Annotated in this window: 21 protein-coding genes; 5 read left to right on the forward strand and 16 right to left on the reverse strand. The window is 41.2% G+C overall.

Annotated elements, in window-relative coordinates; translation table 11 throughout:
- Positions 1 to 566: 566 nt before the first annotated feature.
- Positions 567 to 2,408 (reverse strand): translational GTPase TypA, encoded by a 1,842-nt coding sequence (gene typA, locus HUS26_RS11430; RefSeq protein ID WP_173917271.1) that lies wholly within the window; start codon positions 2,406 to 2,408, stop codon positions 567 to 569.
- Between the two features lie 217 nt (positions 2,409 to 2,625).
- Between typA and HUS26_RS11435 the strand changes: the two genes are divergently transcribed.
- Entirely contained in the window at positions 2,626 to 3,552 is a 927-nt protein-coding gene (locus HUS26_RS11435; protein ID WP_173917272.1) for an RluA family pseudouridine synthase, read from the forward strand.
- Between the two features lie 161 nt (positions 3,553 to 3,713).
- Here the strand turns inward: HUS26_RS11435 and HUS26_RS11440 are convergent, their stop codons facing one another.
- The gene (locus tag HUS26_RS11440; RefSeq protein WP_173917273.1) at positions 3,714 to 4,010 is read right to left on the reverse strand and encodes a 4a-hydroxytetrahydrobiopterin dehydratase; all 297 of its coding nucleotides are present in this window, start codon (positions 4,008 to 4,010) and stop codon (positions 3,714 to 3,716) included.
- Entirely contained in the window at positions 4,010 to 5,809 is a 1,800-nt protein-coding gene (locus HUS26_RS11445) for a M3 family oligoendopeptidase (RefSeq protein WP_173917274.1), read from the reverse strand. The genes HUS26_RS11440 and HUS26_RS11445 overlap by 1 nt, the downstream gene beginning before the upstream one ends.
- A gap of 166 nt (positions 5,810 to 5,975) precedes the next feature.
- On the opposite strand from HUS26_RS11445, the gene HUS26_RS20250 reads away from it, so the two are divergent.
- The 3 genes from HUS26_RS20250 to HUS26_RS11460 all read left to right on the forward strand — a co-directional run bounded on the left by HUS26_RS20250 (position 5,976) and on the right by HUS26_RS11460 (position 8,427).
- Positions 5,976 to 6,191 (forward strand): PilZ domain-containing protein, encoded by a 216-nt coding sequence (locus HUS26_RS20250; RefSeq protein WP_173917275.1) that lies wholly within the window; start codon positions 5,976 to 5,978, stop codon positions 6,189 to 6,191.
- A gap of 568 nt (positions 6,192 to 6,759) precedes the next feature.
- Positions 6,760 to 7,701, forward strand: coding sequence for an LLM class oxidoreductase (locus HUS26_RS11455; RefSeq protein ID WP_371809580.1), 942 nt, complete (start codon positions 6,760 to 6,762; stop codon positions 7,699 to 7,701).
- Positions 7,702 to 7,716: 15 nt separating this feature from the next.
- Entirely contained in the window at positions 7,717 to 8,427 is a 711-nt protein-coding gene (locus HUS26_RS11460) for a DUF5694 domain-containing protein (RefSeq protein ID WP_254434182.1), read from the forward strand.
- 27 nt (positions 8,428 to 8,454) lie between these two features.
- On the opposite strand, the gene HUS26_RS11465 is transcribed toward HUS26_RS11460, so the two are convergent.
- On the reverse strand, positions 8,455 to 10,089 hold the full coding sequence (locus tag HUS26_RS11465; RefSeq protein WP_173917276.1) for a BCCT family transporter: 1,635 nt from the start codon (positions 10,087 to 10,089) through the stop codon (positions 8,455 to 8,457).
- 322 nt (positions 10,090 to 10,411) lie between these two features.
- Here HUS26_RS11465 and HUS26_RS11470 point away from each other — a divergent pair, with 322 nt between their 5' ends.
- Positions 10,412 to 10,684 carry a hypothetical protein gene (locus tag HUS26_RS11470; RefSeq protein ID WP_173917277.1) on the forward strand — a complete coding sequence of 91 codons (273 nt, stop codon included), beginning with the start codon at positions 10,412 to 10,414 and terminating at the stop codon, positions 10,682 to 10,684.
- Between the two features lie 30 nt (positions 10,685 to 10,714).
- Here HUS26_RS11470 and HUS26_RS11475 read toward each other — a convergent pair whose 3' ends face one another.
- The 12 genes from HUS26_RS11475 to HUS26_RS11530 all read right to left on the reverse strand — a co-directional run bounded on the left by HUS26_RS11475 (position 10,715) and on the right by HUS26_RS11530 (position 22,328).
- A complete protein-coding gene (locus tag HUS26_RS11475) occupies positions 10,715 to 10,969 on the reverse strand; it encodes a hypothetical protein (protein WP_173917278.1) in 255 nt (84 codons plus the stop codon).
- Between the two features lie 85 nt (positions 10,970 to 11,054).
- Entirely contained in the window at positions 11,055 to 11,477 is a 423-nt protein-coding gene (locus HUS26_RS11480) for a hypothetical protein (RefSeq protein WP_173917279.1), read from the reverse strand.
- Between the two features lie 128 nt (positions 11,478 to 11,605).
- Complete coding sequence (locus HUS26_RS11485) at positions 11,606 to 12,046, reverse strand: GNAT family N-acetyltransferase (protein WP_254434183.1); 441 nt, start codon at positions 12,044 to 12,046, stop codon at positions 11,606 to 11,608.
- The gene (mbcS, locus tag HUS26_RS11490) at positions 12,043 to 13,617 is read right to left on the reverse strand and encodes an acyl-CoA synthetase MbcS (protein ID WP_173917280.1); all 1,575 of its coding nucleotides are present in this window, start codon (positions 13,615 to 13,617) and stop codon (positions 12,043 to 12,045) included. The genes HUS26_RS11485 and mbcS overlap by 4 nt, the downstream gene beginning before the upstream one ends.
- A 435-nt stretch (positions 13,618 to 14,052) precedes the next feature.
- Positions 14,053 to 14,901: a YitT family protein gene (locus HUS26_RS11495; protein ID WP_173917281.1), complete on the reverse strand. Its 849-nt coding sequence runs from the start codon at positions 14,899 to 14,901 to the stop codon at positions 14,053 to 14,055.
- 228 nt (positions 14,902 to 15,129) lie between these two features.
- Entirely contained in the window at positions 15,130 to 17,007 is a 1,878-nt protein-coding gene (locus HUS26_RS11500) for an ATP-binding protein (RefSeq protein WP_254434288.1), read from the reverse strand.
- A gap of 167 nt (positions 17,008 to 17,174) precedes the next feature.
- Positions 17,175 to 18,047: a DNA-3-methyladenine glycosylase gene (locus HUS26_RS11505; RefSeq protein WP_173917283.1), complete on the reverse strand. Its 873-nt coding sequence runs from the start codon at positions 18,045 to 18,047 to the stop codon at positions 17,175 to 17,177.
- 69 nt (positions 18,048 to 18,116) lie between these two features.
- Entirely contained in the window at positions 18,117 to 18,893 is a 777-nt protein-coding gene (pdaA, locus tag HUS26_RS11510; RefSeq protein ID WP_173917284.1) for a delta-lactam-biosynthetic de-N-acetylase, read from the reverse strand.
- 90 nt (positions 18,894 to 18,983) lie between these two features.
- On the reverse strand, positions 18,984 to 20,300 hold the full coding sequence (locus HUS26_RS11515) for a Na+/H+ antiporter family protein (RefSeq protein WP_173917285.1): 1,317 nt from the start codon (positions 20,298 to 20,300) through the stop codon (positions 18,984 to 18,986).
- Positions 20,301 to 20,401: 101 nt separating this feature from the next.
- Positions 20,402 to 20,548 carry an SE1561 family protein gene (locus tag HUS26_RS11520; protein WP_173917286.1) on the reverse strand — a complete coding sequence of 49 codons (147 nt, stop codon included), beginning with the start codon at positions 20,546 to 20,548 and terminating at the stop codon, positions 20,402 to 20,404.
- 318 nt (positions 20,549 to 20,866) lie between these two features.
- Positions 20,867 to 21,655 carry a YfkD family protein gene (locus tag HUS26_RS11525; protein ID WP_173917287.1) on the reverse strand — a complete coding sequence of 263 codons (789 nt, stop codon included), beginning with the start codon at positions 21,653 to 21,655 and terminating at the stop codon, positions 20,867 to 20,869.
- Positions 21,656 to 21,713: 58 nt separating this feature from the next.
- Positions 21,714 to 22,328, reverse strand: coding sequence for a YitT family protein (locus tag HUS26_RS11530; RefSeq protein WP_173917288.1), 615 nt, complete (start codon positions 22,326 to 22,328; stop codon positions 21,714 to 21,716).
- Between the last annotated feature and the right edge of the window lie 38 nt (positions 22,329 to 22,366).

The raw sequence follows: 22,366 nt of genomic DNA on the forward strand, positions 1-22,366 counted from the left end.
AAAGAGCCGGTAATCGGAGGTCACTGAAAAAGTCCTTACTAATCTAAAGGAGTTGTTAACGTTTGTTGTTTAGAACCGCTTGTCGGTGGGTGCTTGCCAGCGGGCACGGCCTCAGCTAACTTGGTCAAGAAGATCACTTGACCAAGTGGATCTTCGGCTCGCGCTGTTCCCGCAGGCGTCACCACCGAACGCTCATCGTGGAATCAACAGAGGCCAATTTAAAAAGAGTGATTTTCTTTAATTTATAAAAGAAAGTCACTCTTTTCTCTTGTTGTCTAGGAAATTATAAAATTCCAAGCTGTGGATATATATGTTTAAAAGTGCGACATCCAGCTCCAGCGCCCAGACACTCGGGTCATAAACAATTCAAGGTGCGATGGCGATTTTACAGCTAATGTGAAACGTATAGTTAAACTTATGAAAGCATAGAGGGAATAAATCTCTTAAAATTAGAAGAAAAACGGTCTGTTTGGAAATTAAATTCCACACAGACCGCTTTTTAAAATTCTACCTTTCACAGATCTTCTTCAGTTTTTCAGTGGCCTCAGTAATCGGCTCGTTTTTTTCTATAACTCAGCGTTTTGAAGTTTTTTCTTCTTCGCTGCTTTTTCACGTTCATTTTTATTAAGATGTTTCTTACGAAGTCGGACCGCTTCAGGTGTTACTTCGCAGTACTCATCGTCATCAAGATACTCGATCGCTTCTTCAAGAGTAAGCTTACGAGTCTTCTTAATTGTTGACGTAGAATCTTTCGTTGCAGAGCGCACGTTTGTTAAGTGCTTCTCTTTCGTAATGTTAACCGTTAGGTCGTTATCACGATTGTGCTCTCCTACGATCATTCCTTCGTATACTTCTGTACCAGGATCAACGAAAATCGTACCACGATCTTCAAGGTTCATAATTCCATAAGTGGATGCTTTCCCTTTATCTAGAGAAACAAGCACACCTTGACGACGTCCGCCCACTTGGCCTTGTGCTAAAGGTGCGTAACCGTCAAACGTATGGTTTAAGATTCCATAACCACGTGTCTGTGTCATGAACTCTGTAGAGTAACCGATTAATCCACGAGATGGCACTAGGAATTCAAGCCGCACTTGACCGTTACCATCATTAACCATATCCTGCATTTCACCTTTACGAATACCGATGGATTCCATAACAGCACCCTGGTACTCTTCAGGTGTATCGATTTGAACGCGCTCAACAGGCTCACAAGTCACGCCGTCAATCTCCTTAAGAATAACTTTCGGCTTGGAAAGCTGAAGCTCAAAGCCTTCACGACGCATGTTCTCTACAAGAATAGATAAGTGAAGCTCCCCACGGCCGGATACTGTAAAGGCATCAGGTGAATCAGTAGGATCTACACGTAAGCTTACGTCTGTTTCCAATTGAGTTAACAGGCGTTCTTCAATCTGACGAGACGTTACATATTTACCTTCGCGGCCTGCGAAAGGACTGTTGTTTACAAGGAATGTCATTTGAAGAGTAGGCTCATCAATACGCGGGATTTCCATAGCTTCCTGGTGGTCTGTCGGACAAACCGTTTCACCAACGTTAATGTCTTCCATACCAGCAAGGGCAATGATATCCCCAGCCTGCGCTTCTTCAATCTCAATACGCTTAAGGCCGATAAAGCCAAACAGCTTAGAAACACGGAAGTTCTTCACCGATCCGTCTTTTTTCATGAGTGAGACCTGCTGTCCTACTTTAATACTGCCGCGGAACACACGTCCTACTCCGATACGGCCAAGATAATCATTATAGTCCAGCAAAGTTACCTGGAATTGCAATGGCTCATCTTTTGTATCAACTGGTGCAGGAATGTTGTTCATGATCAGCTTAAAGATTGGATCCATAGTGTCTGCCTGCTCATCTGGTTCATCACCAGACGTACCATTAAGAGCAGAAGCATAGACAACTGGGAAATCGAGCTGCTCATCGTCAGCACCTAACTCGATAAACAGGTCAAGAACTTCATCCACTACTTCTTCTGGACGAGCGTTCGGGCGATCAATTTTATTTAACACAACTACAGGAGTCAGTTTCTGCTCAAGAGCTTTCTTAAGAACGAAACGAGTCTGCGGCATACATCCTTCATAAGCATCGACTACTAGAAGTACACCATCCACCATTTTAAGGATACGTTCTACTTCCCCGCCGAAGTCCGCGTGACCCGGTGTATCCAGAATGTTGATTCGCGCATCATTATAATTGATCGCAGTATTTTTCGCTAAGATCGTAATACCACGTTCTTTTTCCAAATCATTAGAGTCCATGGCTCGCTCATCGACTTGCTCGTTATCACGGAAAGTTCCAGAATAGTGAAGCATCTGGTCAACTAATGTTGTTTTCCCGTGGTCAACGTGTGCGATGATCGCGATATTTCGAATATCATTTCTGTGTTGCATGAAGCACACACCTCTTTCAAATTGCAATTATTCAACTTACCTAGTATAACATACTTCAGCTATTGTCAATAGCTAGAGTACACATATATGGCTTATTTTACACATTCCCCGCGAAAATCTTTAAATAAAAACGGCTGTATTCTTTCGCAAACAAGGGAATCCTTGTACAATAGAATCACTTGTGTTTACGCACGGCAATAGGGAAAGGAAGATTTTCATGAAAACAAGAAGGCTGGGAGAATGGCTCGAAGTCACCATACCAGAAAAATGGGACGGTTTTACAATTGAACGGATTATGAAAAAAGAATGGAAAGTTCCCCGCAAACTTCTCCATAAGTTTCGAACAGAGCGCGGGGTCACACTCAATGGAGAATCGAAACATTGGAAGCAGTCAACCGTGAAGCAGGGGGATGCTTTTCGGGTGAGAGTCTTTGAACCGCAAGAGCTTGAAGTCACGCCAGCATTTATCGATATCGATGTCGTTTATGAAGATGATCATTTACTCGTAATCAATAAACCAGCCGGACAGTATACACATCCCAGCCAGCCGAATCAGACCGATACGTTAGTAAACGCTGCTGCCTTTTATTTTCAAATAAACGGAATTGAAGCAACACCTAAATATGTTCATAGACTCGACCGTGATACTTCAGGGGCCGTCTTGTTTGCGAAGCACGATTTAGCGATTGCCATGCTTGGGGAACAGTTAAAGAAACGCGATATTCAAAGAACTTACATTGCCTGGGTGGAAGGAAAAATAAAGCCTGCCAAAGGAAACATCAATGAGCCGATTGGCAAAGACCGGCATCACGCTGTAAGACGAAGAGTTTCTAAAGGCGGTCAGGAAGCTGAAACATCTTATGAATTGCTTCGGTATGAGGCTGATCAAAAAGCCAGCCTGATTAAGCTTCAGCTGAAAAGCGGACGGACCCACCAGATTAGAGTTCATATGAGCCATATTGGTTATCCGCTGTTAGGTGATGAACTGTATGGAGGCAAAAGAAACTTTAGCGGACATCAGGCGCTGCATGCTGCCAAAATGGCTTTTGTCCATCCATTTACAGAGGAGACAATTGAATGCCTCGCCATGCCTTCCGATACGTCCTCCATCTTCAAGCCGGAGCATGTACGCTTGCTTGAATGACTTTAAAGGACTATTGTTGATCTATCATTTAGATTGCTCCAATTTTTTCAGTAAGAGCACTTAAAATAGAAAACCCTCTGAGAATTTCATTTCTCTGAGGGTTTATTCTTTGAACCTGTTTCGACTCGCCAAAAGACAGCGTGAGTAAAGACCGGCAGTTCCTACTTATACTCTTGGTACAATTCATCATAATGATCGGCACATTCTAAATCTAAATACGTCAGCCCTTTTGCATTCCAAGAAGTAAGCTTTAGAGTAACCATTTTATAATCAATGCTTATAAAAGGATGATGCTGAATCTCTTCAGAGTAAGAAGCAATTTTGTTTACAAAATCAATGCCTGTTAAAAACTCTTTAAACCGATACCTCTTCACGATAAATTTATCGTCCTCGAGCTTCCAGCCATTCAGTTCATCTACACGACTCTGTTTTTCTTCCACAGGAATTCTCTTTTCCATTATACACCCTCCTCTGTTCGTAGTCGTCTACTTAATTCCATGAACTCCGTGACATCCTTCATGCATAACTTAAGCGCTTCTTCCCAGAATTCTGTTTTTTCCAAGTCGGCCCCAAGGTGTTTTTCCGCAAGCTCTTCCACCGTCATTCGCCCTGTATCCTGAAGCAGGGAAATATATCTCGATTCAAAGCTGGTTCCCTCTTTAACAGCTATCGCATATATTCCTAAACTGAACAGGTAACCAAACGTGTAAGGAAAGTTGTAAAAAGGAACACCAGTAATATGAAAATGCAGCTTGGAAGCCCAGAAGGTCGGATCGTATTCCTCCAAGGAATTTTTGTAAGCTTCACGCTGGGCCTCGACCATCAATTCATTCAGCCGCTCAGTAGAAACCGCACCATGTTTTCTTTCTTCATAAAAGCTTGTCTCAAACAGGAAGCGTGAGTGGATATTCATGAAAAAGGCAACACTACGCTGGATTTTATCTTCAAGCAATATGAGCCTTTCCCTATCGTCAGAAGCATTATTCACTGCAGCATCAGAGACGATCATTTCGGCAAAAGTTGAAGCTGTTTCAGCCACGTTCATCGCATAACCCTGATTGAATATAGGCATTTCATTCATTACGTGCTGATGATACGCGTGCCCCAGTTCATGAGCTAAAGTGGCCACATTGGAAAGTGTTCCTGAATACGTCATGAAAATTCTCGTTTCTTGACTATGTGGAAAACTTGTACAAAACCCTCCAGGCCTCTTCCCTGGCCGGTCTTCTGCTTCAATCCAGCTTTTTTCAAAGGCCATTTCTGTAAAGTCGGCTAGTAAAGGACTAATCGTGCGGAAATGATCAATGATAAATTGAGCCCCTGTCTGATAATCCATCTTTTTTTCCGTTTTGCCAATAGGGGCATTGACATCAAAAATGCTTAGCTTTTCCACTCCAAGCCATTTTGCTTTTTCATCAAAGTACTCTAAATAATCGGATTTATATTTATTGATCGCCGTCCACATCGCGTTTAATGTATCTTCACTCATTCGGTTATAAGAAAGAGGCTCTTTCAATGGGTTCTCCCAGCCACGGTGTTTGTACGTGTGGAGGCGGAATCCGGCTAAGTGATTAAGCGTTTCTGTAAATAAGTCCGCTTGAGTACTCCACACCTCCTGCCACTTTTTAAAAACTTCCTGTCTTACCTCACGATTTCCATCAGTCATCCTGTTAGAAGCCTGGCCCATCGACAATTCCTTTCCATCTAAGGTCAACGTCATTTTACCGACAATGGCATCATACATCTGACCCCAGCCGTGGTAGCCGTCGACCGCCAAGTTATTGATAATGGACTCAATTTCGATCGCCAATTTTTCCTTGGCTTTCTCGCGGCGTTCATCAAGGATAAACGCTACTTCCCTGATTTCTGGTTCACTGATTAGAGATTTCCAAATATTATCGTCTGTCTGAAGAAGCTTCTGATCAAGCTCAAGCTGAATGTTTTGATAACGTGCAGCCATTTCACTTCGTCTTGTGACCCACTTCTGTGCCTGTTTGTCTTCAACGTCCTGAGCTGAAAGACAACTTGAAAAAGCTCCAAACTCCCGAAGCCTTTTTATAACATCCTGCGAGTGATCGATGATTTCCATCAAATCTTTTGTCTGCTCTGGATTCATAGGATAGGTAAACCTATCAACCAATCCTCTTAACTGCTCCATTCTTTCCTGCAGGTTTTTCACATAATCCTCCAGTTCTTTTGAATGACTGCCTCCGCTGAAGATACTATTTAAATCCCATGTCAGCTTGTATTCTTCCATAGAATAAGCTCCTTTCGGCCGCTAAAATATTATGTAATCGCTTTATTTTATTATATCAGAGATTTTCCAGCTGTCTGTTAATTCAGTTATTCCCTCCCCCTTTTTAACGGTTTGTTCTACTTCTTTTACTGTTCTGGATGCCGAAGATTTCGAGCTGGCTTCCACCATGGGAAGGGGATCACTTTTAAATATAAGCCCAAATGGAATGCTTCTCTCCACTAACCTGAAATTGCCTATCCATCAAAACATTCAGCTCCTGATTGAAACTACTCTTATACATAACCATCCCTTTCTATGTAAGGCAGAAATAGTCTGGGGAAAACCATGGCGAACTAAATCTCATTACGGACTTCGGCTGCTGGATGACCCCGGGAAGAAATAATTCAAATGCTTAAATCTCTGAATAAAGCAGAAAAATAAAAGATATTTAAGCAGCGGCAGCTGCTATTCCCATTCAAAAATCCTTCTAAACCTTGTATTTTCAAGGTTTTTTAATTTTTCAAAAATTATCCTAATATGGTTGCTTTATATCCAAATTATGTTACACTATGTTTGTAACATAAATGAAATATTACTGTTACATAAGAAAGTTTTTTGTAACAATATGTCGATTTAACACCTTAGAAAAAGAAAACATTTAGTTTAAGGCGATGAACTAATGGGAAAAGTCCTTTAAGAAATTATTCTTATTAGTTATATTACAATTCTTCCATAGAAAGGAGCTTTTTTAATGAGACACAAAGCTGAGTATGATTCAACTGATTTTATCTATGGTTTAGGTGGTTCGGCTATTCTAACTGGATTCTTATATGTACTTATTTATGTCATTTAAATTTCTGCATTCATACATTATATAAGCCCGTTCCTTTTAAAAAAGGCCGGGCTTTTTTATGCGCTAATTTCTTTCGTTTTGTACTTTTCTCACCTATACTTGGGGCAAGAGGTGATACATGATGACTGTACATAAAGGCTATTCTTCCGCTTTTCAGACTGGTAAAATCAGCTTCGGGCTGACGATACCTCTCGAAAACTACGGCAGGGATACACCTGTAATGAAACATCAAATCTCACTTGCCCAGCTCGCAGAAAAAATAAACTTTCACACGCTTTGGCTTCAAGACGTTCTGTTAGAGGATCCTACGTTTGAAGATCCAGCCACAGGCCAGATTTATGACAGCTTCATTTACACAGTCTATTTAGCATCACATACGTCTTCCATCTTAATAGGAACAGCGGCTACTGTCCTTCCATTACGTCATCCTTTACGAATTGCCAAAGAAGCCGCAAGCATTGACCGTCTTTTTCCCGGCCGCTTCATATTGGGAGTTTCCTCAGGAGACCGCCGAAAAGATTTTGAAGGATTAGGGATACCCATTATGGAGCGGGGGGAAAGATTCAGAGAGACTTACAAAGATATACAGAGAGCTCTCTATGAAGAATTCCCTCACTATCAATCACGATTTGGAAAGATGGAAAAAGCAAACCTCGTGCCAAAACCTTCCCAGCGCATTCCAATGCTGCTCACAGGTTACTGCCAGCAAACGATCGACTGGGTAGCCGAAAATGGCGATGGCTGGATGTTCTATCCGCAAAGACCCACACAGCAGAAACAGACGATCGACCTCTACCACGAAAAAGTAAACATGTACCATGGGGATGTTTTTCGCCCATTTGTTATGCCCTTGCCAATCGACCTATTGAAAGACCGTCATGCTCCGGTGGAAAAAATTCCAGCGGGATATCGGACCGGACGATTAGGTTTAATTAAGCTGATCGAACAGTATAGGCTGATCGGTGTAAATCATATTATGTTCGGCCTTTCCCAAAGCACAAGACCTGTAGAAGAAATAATCAAAGAAATTGGAAATGAAGTCATTCCACATTTTCAGTAACAGGAGGAAACAGCAGTGAACTCTTTACCAAAACCCCAAATACTAATACTAGGCATTTCTCATTTTGCTATGGATCCTGACATCGTTAATCACCAAAAAGATAATATCAGCGCAGTCGTGGAAGCATTAAAAGAGTTCCAGCCGACTAAAGTCGCTGTCGAAAAACCCTTTCTTATTGAAGAAGAGTTACAAAGAAAATATCATGAATACTGTTCAGGGCAATTAATTCCAGCCTATGATGAAGTGGAGCAGATTGCCTTCCCTTTGGCTCACCACTTTGAACACTCTGCTCTCTTCCCAGTGGATGAAATTGTCGATATGTCAAACCCGGCATTAAATCAAGTTTTTGAGTGGGCAAAAGAGCACCAGCCCCGCCTTTTCCAGGACATTTTATTGGTGCAGCAGCGGTTAAAAGAAATGGAAGATGACCAAACCTTCCTTTCCACTCTAAAAACAATTAATGATCCCTCCTACCTCAAGGAGCTTCAGCGTGTTTATATGAAGCTCACACGTGTTGGTGACCGCCAGCACCAAGTTGGCGTTAAATGGATAAAACAGTGGCATGAACGTGATTTGGCAATTGCGGCGAATATCGCCCGTATCACTGAGCCGGAAGACCGGGTGCTAGTTTTAATCGGCGGAGATCATGTCCATCTCTTGAGCCAATTTCTAAAAGAAAGTCAGGATTTTGAATTAATCCCAAGCCTCAAGTTTATTCCGCAATAAAAGGGACCGCATAAGCGATCCCTTTCTTTATTCATCATCTTCTCTTTTTTTATCTTCCAATACTTCAAGCGCCGAGCGCTTTCTCTTTTTCTTCCCTTTATCCTTCCAGCGTTTTATATAAATCGTCGGGGATTCATAATCATCAGAGGCCTGAATATCAGAGTTAGAAGCTCTCATAAATGACCAGGCCAGCAGGAATATAATAAATATCAGCGGGAAGCCGCCTACAATACTTGCTGTCTGCAATGTCTCAAGTCCGCCGAGGAACATTAAGGTTAAAGGCATGATACAGAGCGAAAACGCCCAGAACAAACGGTTCCAGCGAATTGGCTCGTCTTCAACCCGCTTCTGAACAACAGCAGCCAGAATATATGAAGAAGAATCGAAAGTGGTGGCTAAGAAGATAATGGCCAGCACCGTAAATATAAGGACTAAAAATTTAGCAAGCGGCAGCTGGTTGATTATTTCAATAATCGTGGCAGGCGCACCATTTGTATTTAAAAACTCAATAACATTAAATTGTCCTGTCAGCTGCATGTAAAGGCCGAAGTTCCCCATAATTCCAAAGAATAAGATACACCCGAGTGTTCCATACAGCATCGTTCCTAAAATCATCTGACGGATCGTTCGTCCTCTCGAAATACGCGCTACAAACAAACCAACAAATGGAGCGTAAACGAGCCACCATGCCCAGTAGAAAACGGTCCATGATTCAGGAAAAGCAGTTTCTTCAAACTCGGCCAGGTTACCAAATGGTTCTACCCATGTGGCCATCTTAAAGAAATTATCTAGAATGATACCAAGAGAATTAAAAGTCGTTTCACTAATAAACCGGGTAGGACCAAATATAAAGATATATCCTAACAAAAATATCGCAAGCCACAAATTTATATCACTTAGTACTTTAATTCCTCTGCGCAGACCCGAATAGGCGCTGATCGCAAAAATCGTCGTACAAATAAGCATAATTACAGCCTGCATCCCTAAAGTTACTTCTAAACCGGTTATGTCACTGATCCCCTCTGCAATCATTGGGGTTCCAAGTGCTAAAGTAGTACCTGCTCCTCCCATCAGTCCAAACATAAAGAACACATCAATGATTGTTCCTACCGGTCCGTCCACCAGTTTCCCTAAGACTGGACGGACTGCTTCACTCACTTTAAGGACAGGTTTTTTCCTTACATAATAAAAATAGGCAATGGGCAGTGCCGGCAGTGTATAAATCGCCCAGGCAATAGGCCCCCAATGAAAAATACCATAGGCTGTAGACCATTGGATGGCTTCTTGTGTACCGCCTTCTACACCAAAAGGAGGTGCTTCATAATAGTAAGCCCACTCAATAACCGCCCAGTATAGGATACTTGATCCGATACCAGCAGCAAATAACATGGCTGCCCAGGAGAAAGTATTAAATTCCGGCTTTTCCCCTTCATCACCCAGTTTAACTTGTCCATTTTTACTAAAAGCGACAAATAATAAAAAAGCAAAGATTATTAATCCCATCATCATATAAAGAACGCCAAAATTACCGCTGACAAATCCATTCGCCTGGTTGACTACCTCTTTACCTGCGTCAGGAAATAGTATTAAAGGAATGGTGACCCCGAGCAGTAAAACAAGGGCCCCGATAAACGTACTCCAATCAATTAATTTAGTATCCATTAAACCCTTCTCCTTTCATTAAGATGCCTTTGCCACCTAAATTAATAACGATTTCCTGCTAACATTCATAAAGTCAGGATATATAACTATTATTTTATACCCTTCATTCGACAAAAATAAAGCTTTTTTCGACATTTCACGACAAACACAGATGGTTACACTATATTCTTTGATGATTTATACCAATCCATTCACGATCAAGCTTTTTGTAGAATTCACGCTTTACTTTCGTTATGATCAAAGAAGGCTGAACAAACAAAAACGCAGCCCCTTATTAGAGCTGCGCTTTATCAACTATGTTTTCTTAGAAAGGAGAACGGCCATGTTTAAAAGGCTTAAAGAGCTATGGTATAAATTAAATCCGTTATATTTTCCTTTGTTTACAGCTGTTCCAGCGGGCATATGGCTGATCTTCTCTAATCCTCCATGGACGAGTACATATCTTAGTCTTTATTTATTGCTCATAGGGTTTTTAACCTTTTCCGGTGCTGTTGAGATCAGCGATGAAGAACTAAAACCACAGTTGTTAGGCGGTTTATATATGATGCTGGCTCTCACCATGGCGGTTATCGGTCTTATTCGCTGGTTATTTTAATCCAATTTTCGTTTTTACATTTCAAAATACTTAAATAAAGAACAGGAATGGCAGGATCATTGGAATCATTATGATTATAGTAAAGATCAGCCACGCACTCGGGTTATCACTCGTCAGCTGCTTGCGGTAGGACATCCCCCAAGCGATGAAAAGCAGGACTGTCATTATAATGCTTCGCAAGTGAAAGTCGCCATCTTTATTATTAGTAAAAATATAGACACCGCCTTCGACTAATAAAAGAAGTCCAACAGCGATATTAAATGTATGGGTAAAAAACTTGCTCATGTTTCCATCACTCCATTTAGAACTTTAACCTTCATTCAGTATAGCAGAATCTTGTTCATAGCAGAAAACATAAGCCGCCTTTTGGCTACAATTCATTAACGGCCTTCTGGAGTGAATTTGTGATCTGAAATGACGACCCATTCCTTTTTAGAATTCTCCAGTGATCGCTGTAAAATAAAACTTCTAAGAGCGTCTCTCCATCTGAAGTGAGTGTCAAGCCGCCTCTTACATCACTGGCATGATTAGCTTCGTCTTCAGCAGGACTTGCTTTTAATTCACGAAGTACTTTTCTAATCTCCACTTCTCCATAAACAATTTTCGTTTCGCGCTGCTCCTCTAATGTATATAGCTTAATCGTTAATGGACGCTCGTATGCACTCCAATTATGTGGAGTTACTTTATCTTTTTCAAAAGATAGTGGATTATAGAAGTATTGGTAATTTATGTAAAGTAAACTTGAAGAAACCAACACTACAATTGCTAGACAGATTACTGACTTTTTCTTCATTCCATCACCCCTGATTACTTTCACTTTCCTACCTATTCATACGATAGACTCCTACATTCGTTTCATAAAAATTCCGTAAAATGACAAAAAAGCCCTAAATCCTTATCTCGAAGAATCTAGGGCTTTCACTATAATTTTTTATAGAAACCAGTCGCTTTTCCTTCAAATCCTAATTGTTCGTAAATGGAATGCGCCTGCTTACGTTCATCCCGATTACCGCTGTTTAACGTCAGGCGTGTCGCTTCTTTATCACGCCCCCATTTTTCAGCTTCATTCATTAGGGCTCTTCCCACTCCATTGCCTTGATAATCAGGATGGACAACAAATGCAATGACGCGGATATGGGAGTCATCCGTATGGTACGCGCGGCTGTACATCATACCAATCATCCCGATTAACTGTCCTTTTGCTTCATATACGCAGGTATGGTAAATCGGATCATTCAAAATTAAAGGAAGCCGATCCTCCATTTCTTCAAGAGCAGCCGGATATCCTAAGAAGGACATAAGGCGGGCCATATCCTTCGCATCCGCAATTTCAGCTGTTCGAACATACCCTATTGGTTTCATATCTGACGTTGTTCTTGTCTCCTTAATTCCACGCGGCGGATCTTGCCGGAAGTAGTCTTCGGAAGAGTTTCAATGAATTCGATCTTCCTTGGATATTTATATGGAGCGGTTAATTCCTTCACATGTTCTTGAAGATTTTTAATCAATTCATCGTCTCCCTTATATCCTTCCTGTAAAACGATGAAAGCTTTCACGACGTTTCCTCTCACTTCATCTGGACTGGCGACAACCGCACATTCCTGAACCGCAGCATGCTTAACAAGAGCATCCTCCACTTCAAAAGGTCCAATCGTATACCCGGAACTGATAATAATGTCATCACTTCTGCCTTCAAACCAGAAATATCCATCAGCATCTTTAGAGGCCTGGTCTCCTGTAATATAGTATTGACCACGCTGAGCCATTTTCGTTCGCTCAGGGTCTTTATAGTATTCACGAAATAATGCCGGCGTTTCTAAGTGTACGGCAATATCTCCTACTTCTCCGGGTCCCACGGGTTCTCCCAAATCATCAATGATTTCTACTGTATTCCCCGGTGTAGGCTGCCCCATGGAGCCTGGACGTACTTCCATATCCTTCATAATCCCTACAAGGAGTGTATTTTCAGTCTGCCCGTAACCATCCCTGACTGTTACGTTAAAATGTTTCTGGAAAGTCTCAATCACTTCCCTGTTTAACGGCTCACCGGCCGATACGGCGCTGTGCAGATTCTCAAGCTTGTAATCAGGCAAATTATCAACCTTGGCCATAAGGCGGTACTCAGTCGGCGTACAGCATAAGACATTTACTTTATGTTCATCCAACAGGTTTAGATAAGTCTTAGGATTAAACTTTCCGTTATAGACTAATCCTGTTGCTCCTGCTCCAAGAACGGATAAAAACGGGCTCCATACCCATTTCTGCCATCCAGGACCAGCAGTCGCCCAAACAGTGTCCCCTTCCTTAATCGAAAGCCATTGATACGCAGCGGTTTTTAAATGAGCAAATCCCCAGCCGTGTGTGTGGACCACTCCTTTAGGGTTGCCCGTCGTTCCGGAGGTATAGGAGAGAAAAGCCATATCCTCCCGGTTCGTTTGAGCAATTGGCAGATCACTTGTTTCATCTTCTTTTAGGTCGTCTAAGCTCAGCCACCCTTCCGTCTGTCCCCCAGCCGAGAAAGCGGTTACATTTTTAAGTTCTGGGACATCTTTAAATTGGTCAGTAAACGGGGCATAACAGACGACCGCATTGGCTTCCCCGTGGGATAAGCGATATGAAATATCTTTAGGTCTCAGCATTTCAGAACTCGGGATGATGACCAGACCCGTTTTTAAAGCTGCTATATACACCTCATAGGCTGAAATAAGTCGAGGGATCATTACTAACACTTTATCTCCCTTTTTCAGACCTGCATTTAGAAAAGTATTTCCAATCTTGTTCGCATTTTTTATTAAAGTTTCATATGTAATCTCATCTTTTTCGCCTTGCTCATTTTCCCACAGGATAGCTTTCCTTGATGGGTCACTAGCATGCTTTTCGAATTCCTGTACCAGATTATAATTTTCCGGAGCGATCAGTTCTTCACGATTCATTCTTCATTTCCTCCTTAAGATCCATTGATAGCAACGTCTTTATTATATCAAAAATTCAAAATTATTAAAAATCAACTAAGAACAAAGGCTTAAAGCGCCCTGGTAGACACGAAACGCATAAGCAAAACGGCCGGAGGAAGGTGGCCTTCCCTTCCGCAGGGCGGATGGCTTATGACGCGAGTGTCTGGGCGCTGGAGCTGGATGTCGCTCTTTTAAACATATATCTCCACAGCTTGGAATTTTATAATTTCCTAGACAATAAAAAAAGAGCGGCTGTCTTGCCGCTCTTACAGACTGTTGAGAAAATCGACTAACTTTAATGAAATGAATGTTTATAGGAAATAGACAAGTTGATTGTAGTTACACTGTCTTCTTGCATGCCTCTTTACGCTAGCCAGAGAGAAGACCGTGAGACTCCGTGCAATCTGCGAATTTTCAGGCTAAACGCTTGAAGTTCTGCCCGAGGATTTCGTTCATTGAATGAACAGTGATAAACGCACTTTCATCAACTGCCAGCATATATTTTTTTAGTTTGGAGTAATCTCTTCTATTCATAATGGAAGTGATAACTTCTTTATCCTCTTGATTAAAGGCGCCGCGAGCATAATGAATCGTAGCACCTCTTCCCAGATGTTGAACGATGAATTCACGTACTTCATCACTTCTACGGCTGATAATGACGATTTCTTTATTATCATCGAACTGTTGAAGAGCATAGTCAATCACTAGTCCGTTTAAAATAACACCGAAGAAGGCATACATTCCAATAGCAGGCCCAAAAATGAACGCAGAAGATAAAGCTATTGCAATATCAGAGAATAGAACGCCTTTTCCTACTTCAACAGAGAAATATTTATTTAGAATCATCGCGATAATATCGGTACCTCCCGTTGAGGCACCCTGGTGAAATACCAGTGCCATTCCGGATGCAGCAATAATCTGCCCGATGATCAGCTGAATTAATAAATCATTACTTAACGGCTGCTGAATAGGGAAAAATGTTTCAAGCCCCCATACCATAAACGAAAGTGCGAAACTTGCGTAAATTGTTTTCGTTCCAAACTGAAAACCTAGGAAGATAAAGCCGATAATAAATAAGACAATGTTTAGCAGGATCATAATTGTACCTAAGGTTAAATCAGGAAAGACTTTATTTAAAACGATAGATAAACCACTGACTCCTCCAGTAGCTAAGTCATTAGGTGAAAGAAAGAAATGGACGTTTACAGCTACTGCAAAAGCACCTAGATTTATGAGTAAAAATGATAGCAATTTCTTTGTCATTTGAAAGCCTCCTTCTTCGGAATTTATTCCGCTGCAGTTAACGTTACATACGGGATTATAGAAGGCTTTCTGGCGCTTGTAAACCATTATGCAAGAAAAAGTTTTATTAAGTTTTTGTAAGCGATTGTAGTAAAAGTATTGCAAAAATTATCCTTTTCCATTGCCGTTTTTTTGACACTTTCTCTTATAATTTCCCAGGAAATACGAATAAAAAACCGAAGACTAAAATCAGCCTTCGGTTTTATAAGGAAGCCGGACTGTAACACGAGTACCTTCGCCGACTGTGCTTTCATATAAGATTTTTCCATCGAGGTCATCGATCATCTTTTTCGTAACCATAATCCCTAAACCGGTTCCCTTTTCTTTTGTCGTATAAAAAGGCTCTCCCAGTTTAGTGAGCTCGTAATCACTTAACCCATGTCCATTATCAATTATAGATAAAACAAGCTCATTGGCATTTAAAAGGGCTTCTACTTGAACTTCGCCCTTTTCCCCAAGAGCATCGATGGCATTACTCAATAAGTTGATTAAAATCTGCTTGAGCCTTTTCGGTTCACTGTAAAAAGGACTTAGTTCTGGATCACACGTATGATACAGCTTTATATTTTTGTTTGCGGAGTCCGGATCCAGAAGCCGGCTGACATAAGTGATGATTGATTCTAAATTCACCGTTTCCAGTTGAACAGATGATTTCGGCTTCGACAACATCATAAAGTCCTGAACAATGGATTCAATCCGATTGACTTCGTCCAGAATAATATCATGATAGCTGTCCCTGAGATCAGGATTGGCCGCACCAATCTGAAGAAAGCCTTTAATGGCTGTGAGCGGGTTCTTAATCTCGTGGGCCACGCCTGCTGCCATCTGTGTAATTGTAGAAAGCTGCTGCGATTTTTCCTGCAGCTCGGTCATCTCTTTGAACTTCGTAATATCTTCATCCATACCGATTACGAACGTCTGTCCGTTTTCTTTAATAGGGAATCCACGCATGCGGACCCATTTTTTATCACCAGCCGGAGTGGTAATTGAAAACTCGACTTCATGATTCTGCTCCATCATCAGCTTAGCAGCTTCGTGTACCTCAGGAAGAAATTCATCGTCGATTAAACTAAAAATCAAGGAAGGTTCTTTCATAACTTCTTCCTTATCTAAACCGTAGATGTCATTGAAAGCCTGACTGATATAAAGCAGCCGGTTTTCCTGAGGATAGCAGATCCAGCAGGCTTCTTTAATGTTTTCAGACAGCAGTGTAAACCGCTCTCTAACCTCTTCCAAATCTCTCAGCTGCTGGGTGGAACTCGTTACATCCTGAGCTATAATCGTGATGCCCTGCTCACTTGGAACGACAGTAACTCCCATTAAAATGTGCGGGTTGTAAACCTCCCCGATAAAGTTCACCGTTTCCTGTGTTTCCATCGCTCTTAAATAGTGTTGAAAAAAGTCGTAATAGTCATCAATTGGAAAGAGGTCCCATAACTTTTTACGGTAATATTGGGAGATCTGTAAATTAACCATTTTTTCCATCGTCGTATTCGCATAAATTATTTCCCAATTTCGATTAAGCATGGCAATGCCGTGTGGAAAATAATCAGAAGCTTGTACAAGCCGCTCTTTCACCTGGGACGTACGGATGGCTTTTGGGTGTGTAGCAAGCACCTCTGTCTGATGCAGAACCGTCCCATGAGGCAAAGGATTTATCTGGTCATAATTTTCTTTATGTTTATGCTTAAAAACGGGCAGGTAGGGTTTTTTATATTGTGAGGAAAAAATAAAGGCAATATTGTCATTAGAAAGATGAAGCATCTTGCAATAGTAACGCTTCGTGATATCGGCGGTCTTTACAGAAACGCTTAATTCTTTTTCGCTCCATTCCGAAGAGTGGTGGATCATACGGTAAATTTCGCCCCGTTCCAGCATTTGAAACAGAGAGAGCCATCTTGACATGTGAAGGTTTGATTCATCGAGTAAAAGTTCATTTTTCAGTACGTTATTAAGCGTAACGGTCTGGTGATGTACATCTAGAAGACACGCTGGAGTTCCGCTTACACCTAGGATGTAAAGCATTTCATCGCTATAAACGTGGTCTGAATACCTCTCTTTTATCACCAATAGTATGACCTCTTTCCTTTAGTACTCAATATTTTCCAACACGGTTTTTATTATAAACCATAAAAGCAAAATTTTGAATATTATATTACCATTATACAAATAAAATAATTGTAGAAACAACAGTAGTATTAAAAAGGAATTCTGTAGAAAGATATAACTCCTTGTTAAGCCCCTTCAATGCTCCTCCACAATGTCAGTGACGCATAGCTCCTAAATGGGTCCCATTCCCCACTTAACTTTACCATTTCTTCATAGTTTGGCTTCTTATCAAGCCGAAAATATTGCTTCATTGCATTTTGAATTCCTATGTCGGCTTTTGGAAATAAATTTTCTCTTCCTACTCCAAACATGAGCCAGTTTTCAGCTGTCCACGGACCGATCCCTCTAATCTTTACGAGCTGTTTAATCACTTCTTCATCCGGCTGTTCCGCCAGGTGGTTCAAATCAACTTCACCTTCTGCTATAAGTTTAGATGTGTCAATGACATACTCTGCTTTCCTTTGACTAAATTGAAGCTCGCGCAGCTGGTCGTAATCAAGGCTGGCGGCTTTTTCAGGAGAAGGATAAAACCAGACGCCATTTATTTCTGAACCGAACTTCTGAACAAACCTTGTGCTTAACGTATAGGCAAATTTCATATTTAACTGCTGATGAATAATAACTTTCATTAAGCAGTCATACAAATGAAAATCTTTAACAATTGGTGTCCCATAATGATTGTGAAATAATTTAGCAAGGTTGGTTTTTTGAAAATGCTGATAAACTTCTTCTAAGTCTCTCCCCCATTGGAAAAGCTCAAAAATGTGTTGAAGAAGAATGTCTCTGTTCTCATTACTTGAGCTGCTTACTTCAAAGCAGGGGTGTGATGTCGTGCCTAGGGCTTTCACCCGTACAATATGATGCTCATCATTAAGCTTCACGGGAACATCCACCCAGCGCTCTTCACGATTTAACCGCGTTAAAGGATCCAGCGACCATCGCAGCAGCGTATAATCGAAATCATATTCACGAACGGACGCTATTTCTTCTTTCCACATAAGTTCACCTCATTCAATAAAAAAGATCTGGCTATTTTATACAATAGCCAGATCTCTATTTTATCAAACTTAAAGGCGGAAAACAGGATAAGGCAGTAATTCTTTAGACATTAAATCATTAAGACTTCCGAATTGATACCCGCGTTTACGCAGCTCCACAATCATCTGTTCCAACGCTTCAGCATTATCCTCTGACACAGTGTGCATTAAAATTACAGCCCCAGGGTGAATTTGCTCAAGAACGTTATTATAAGCGTATTCCCACCCCTTTTGGTTATCTGTCTCCCAGTCTTTAAAGGCAATCGACCAAAAGGCATGAGTATACCCAAATTCTTTCGCCCATTTTAAGGACTGCGAGTTGAAAGTACCTCTTGGCGGACGGACGTAAGTCATCGCTTCCTGGTCGGTTAATTCTTGAACCGCTTCATTTACTTGATCGAGTTCTTTTTTCATCTCTTCTTTAGGTATCTTGGTGAAGTCAGGGTGAGACCATGAATGATTCCCAATTAAATGGCCTTCCTTGTTCATTCTTTTTACTAACTCAGGGGCACTGTTAATATAATGCCCAGTTACGAAAAAAGTCGCCGGTACCTGCTGTTCCTTTAAAACATCAAGCACCTTTCCGGTATACCCCTGCTCATAACCATTATCAAATGTAAAATACACCATTTTATCTCCGGAACGGTCTGCATAAAATCCGTCATATTCTTCCACCATAGGACCATAGCGTCCTACGTCAGGAAGTTTACCTTCTTTATTTTTTGAAAATCCCCATCCTTCTGCATGTACGGCTGATGGCGCAGCGAGCATTGCCGCTAAAAGGATGAGGGCCAGTAATTTTTTCATGTAGGTCACCCACTTTTTCTTTAGTATGTGTGGGTTGATTTCTTACTATTATAAAAGACGAACGGGAATAATACCCATTCGCCTTTTTAATTAAAGTATGAGAGCTGCTGCCCATCCAAAGATAAATAGCGGAATATTAAAATGGATAAATGTCGGTACACACGTATCCCAAATGTGATTGTGTCTTCCATCGGCATTCAATCCGGATGTCGGCCCTAACGTACTATCAGAAGCAGGAGAACCGGCATCACCAAGCGCTCCGGCCGTTCCAATTAAAGCAGCTGTGGCTAATGGAGAGAAGCCTGCACCGATACAAATCGGAACAAATAATGCTGCGATAATAGGAATTGTGGCAAATGAAGATCCAATCCCCATAGTAACGATCAGTCCAACTAACAGCAGTACAAAGGCGATCAGCATCTGATTATCTCCAAGGAACTGAGAACTTACATCTACTAAAGAAGAAACTGATTCCGTTGCCGTCAGCACATTCGCATATCCACTTGCAATCAGCATAACGAACGCAATCGTTCCCATCATCGCAATACCATCACTGACTACTTTATCGCCTTGTTTAAAAGGGACAATTCTAAACGCAAACATTATGATCAGTCCGGCTAAAGCCGCAAGAACCAATTCTTCGTAAAATGCCTGGATAAATAAAGTAACGATAATAGCAAGAATCGTAAAGACATGTTTTTTTGTGAATTTAATTGATTGAAGATCTTCAGACCTTAGTTGGAAATCTAATTCGTGTGAAGCCTGAGCTTCATTAGGGTCTTTTTTCTTTTTATATGTGATAAAAACAGCAATTAACAGCCCGACAATCATTCCAGAACCCGGAATAAGCAGAGACTGGGCAATCTGACTGATTCCCAAAGATACACCATTCGCTTCCATTGCCTCTTGGATTGTTTGATGAAAGATAAGCCCAAAACCTGCAGGGATCATTACATAGGGCGCTTTCAAGCCAAAAGTTAAAGCAGTCGCTACAGCTCTGCGGTCAAGCTTCATTCGATCAAATAAATGCAATAACGGAGGAATTAATATTGGGATAAAAGCAATATGAACGGGTACCACGTTTTGAGATAAACTGGCTACCCCGGCGATTACTAATACTGTGAATGTGCGTTTATCTTTAAATACTTTTAGCAGTCTCCCGACTAATATACTCGTAATTCCTGAATACGTAATAGCCACAGCGAAGGCTCCAAGCAAAATATAACTTAACGCTACACTCGCCTGGTTTCCCATACCGTCAACGATCAGCTGTAAAGAACCAATAAGGGATTCTCCGCTCATCACGCCTGCTGTTAAACCAGCAGCTAATATAGCAATAATGACATTTACACGCAATAAACTTAAAACAGTCAGCACAAGGACTGACACTATAACAGCTAGTGCCATGACACGATCTCCTTTCTAGTTTCTTTTCTTCATTAGCGATTTACCATAATAAAGGACGAGGGTAAAAAATGCAACCCTCATATAGAAATGAGAGCAGCTTTTTATAGCTTCTTCTCTAGATCTTCCAGCATTCTAATTAATGCATCTATATCCTCAAGGGAGGTTTGTTCAGGATCCATTTCTTCAATTCTGCTCATAAAATCCGTCAATCTCAGCTTCAGTTCAGTCATTTTTTCATCTTGTGACACAGGCAAACTCCTTTTTCAATTGATTGCACCTTGCCTATCATAGTACATGTCTCCTGTTCTGTCCACCACTGAACGCGTTCTCCACTAATTACCAAATAGAAGGGTACGGGGAGCGAATACTTTTTCGCTTTTTGCACGAGCTTACTCGAGAAACTTTAGCTGCCGGGTCTCGGGTCCGCCCGTTTATTATGCAGAATTCTCGCGGTATTCGCTCCCCGTGCCGCCACGTTTTAAACCGCGGTTCCCCTAAGGGTATTGAAACATTAAAAAAGCGCGGAAGAATTCGGGCTTACCGCTCAAATTCAATAGCGCCTTTTCTTAATTTAATTCATAGGAGAAGCTGACATGATCCTGAACAGGAATCCAGGCTCCCACGTTCTGCCTTGTTACATTTTTAATCTCAAGCATTTTCTTCGAACCTTTAAGTTTGATGTAAACATCTCCAAAAGCTACCTCTCCCTTTTCATTAAGGGCCGGAGCGTATGCTTTCAGATGACCGATTTTATTAACTGGAACCGAGTATTTATTCTGCTGGGTAGTTCCTCTTCCAATCACGGCTTCATAAGAAAGGGGAAGGTTGGAATGACTTTGGGCTTCGAGTAAGATAAGCCTCATCATCTGCTCACTTTCTTCAGCCTTTGTGGTAAGACCACCATTGACGGTCTTTTCTTCCTTCTGCTCATAACTCATCTCTTCGGTTTTCTGTCCACCTTGGTTATTGAGCTCATTCGTATTAATCTGCTGATATTCCCAGTTGACGTTGCTTTCTTTGGACTCATAGGATAGAGGCCAGCGGCCAAGAAAGATTTCACCTCGATAACCGATAGCAAGCGGTGAAGGTTTAATCGTTGTTTCATTTAACATTTCAATAAGCTCAGGATTTACGACAGGAACCTCTGATTTATTGATGAGTTCCCCCGTAAGTTCTTCGGCTTCAAGAATTTCCTGTTGGTCTGTTGAATTAGGGTACGTATTGTCTTTTGAGATATTCAACACGTGGCTCGGTATCTCAGATTGGCCTTCTTTCTCTTTAGCCCCAATTTGAAAAGGCAGAGAAAGAGAGATAAAACCAATAAGTACAATAAGTCCTAAATATTTTATTCTCATGGCGGGGACCACCTTTCTTTTTTCTTTTATCATGTGAAAAATGACCCCCGCCTATTCGTTAAGATGAAATGAGACGATTCATCACTCGTTCGGCTTTCGGATTGAAAAATTGTATAAATGGACCAATAAAAAGAAGAATAATGATTGTACCGATTCCTATAGGTCCGCCCATTAAAAGCGCAATAATTAAAGCAAACGATTCTGTCAAAGTTTTAGATACGGTAAGGCTTAAGCCGAATCTTTTCTGCAAAGCTACCATGAAATTATCGATAGGATTTAAGGAAAATTCAGGCTGTAGATACAAAGCTACACCGATGGCAATTACACAAATACCAAGCAATAGTATGAAACCCTGGTAAAACCAGCCAATAATCTCCATATCAGCTAAAGCGATCATCATCCAGAAGTCGACCATTTTACCAACAATTACTATTGTGATAACGGCGAGTAAGTCCGGTTTTTCTTTTGCTATAAACGCATTGGATACAATGAGCATTCCACCAATAATGATGACCCAGTTACCTATGGTCAAGCCGATTTTCTCCGTCAAGCCGACATTCAAGGCATCCCATGCACCGGCGCCCAAATCGGCATTGATGGTTAAAGTAATTCCTAATGAAATGATAATAAGGCCAATGATATAAAACGAACCTCTAATGAACCATTTTTTCAATTGTGCACCTTCTCTTCTGTTTATTCTTAAGTGAGAAT

Source organism: Halobacillus sp. Marseille-Q1614, from assembly GCF_902809865.1.
Taxonomy (GTDB): domain Bacteria; phylum Bacillota; class Bacilli; order Bacillales; family Halobacillaceae; genus Halobacillus_A.

Excerpts from the sequence above, each read along its gene's own strand:
- typA (WP_173917271.1), bottom strand. The coding sequence starts at position 2,408 with ATGCAACACAGAAATGATATTCGAAATATCGCGATCATCGCACACGTT.
- HUS26_RS11435 (WP_173917272.1), top strand. The coding sequence starts at position 2,626 with ATGAAAACAAGAAGGCTGGGAGAATGGCTCGAAGTCACCATACCAGAA.
- HUS26_RS11440 (WP_173917273.1), bottom strand. The coding sequence starts at position 4,010 with ATGGAAAAGAGAATTCCTGTGGAAGAAAAACAGAGTCGTGTAGATGAA.
- HUS26_RS11445 (WP_173917274.1), bottom strand. The coding sequence starts at position 5,809 with ATGGAAGAATACAAGCTGACATGGGATTTAAATAGTATCTTCAGCGGA.
- HUS26_RS20250 (WP_173917275.1), top strand. The coding sequence starts at position 5,976 with ATGGGAAGGGGATCACTTTTAAATATAAGCCCAAATGGAATGCTTCTC.
- HUS26_RS11455 (WP_371809580.1), top strand. The coding sequence starts at position 6,760 with ATGATGACTGTACATAAAGGCTATTCTTCCGCTTTTCAGACTGGTAAA.
- HUS26_RS11465 (WP_173917276.1), bottom strand. The coding sequence starts at position 10,089 with ATGGATACTAAATTAATTGATTGGAGTACGTTTATCGGGGCCCTTGTT.
- HUS26_RS11470 (WP_173917277.1), top strand. The coding sequence starts at position 10,412 with ATGTTTAAAAGGCTTAAAGAGCTATGGTATAAATTAAATCCGTTATAT.
- HUS26_RS11475 (WP_173917278.1), bottom strand. The coding sequence starts at position 10,969 with ATGAGCAAGTTTTTTACCCATACATTTAATATCGCTGTTGGACTTCTT.
- HUS26_RS11480 (WP_173917279.1), bottom strand. The coding sequence starts at position 11,477 with ATGAAGAAAAAGTCAGTAATCTGTCTAGCAATTGTAGTGTTGGTTTCT.
- HUS26_RS11485 (WP_254434183.1), bottom strand. The coding sequence starts at position 12,046 with ATGAAACCAATAGGGTATGTTCGAACAGCTGAAATTGCGGATGCGAAG.
- mbcS (WP_173917280.1), bottom strand. The coding sequence starts at position 13,617 with ATGAATCGTGAAGAACTGATCGCTCCGGAAAATTATAATCTGGTACAG.
- HUS26_RS11495 (WP_173917281.1), bottom strand. The coding sequence starts at position 14,901 with ATGACAAAGAAATTGCTATCATTTTTACTCATAAATCTAGGTGCTTTT.
- HUS26_RS11505 (WP_173917283.1), bottom strand. The coding sequence starts at position 18,047 with ATGTGGAAAGAAGAAATAGCGTCCGTTCGTGAATATGATTTCGATTAT.
- pdaA (WP_173917284.1), bottom strand. The coding sequence starts at position 18,893 with ATGAAAAAATTACTGGCCCTCATCCTTTTAGCGGCAATGCTCGCTGCG.
- HUS26_RS11515 (WP_173917285.1), bottom strand. The coding sequence starts at position 20,300 with ATGGCACTAGCTGTTATAGTGTCAGTCCTTGTGCTGACTGTTTTAAGT.
- HUS26_RS11525 (WP_173917287.1), bottom strand. The coding sequence starts at position 21,655 with ATGAGAATAAAATATTTAGGACTTATTGTACTTATTGGTTTTATCTCT.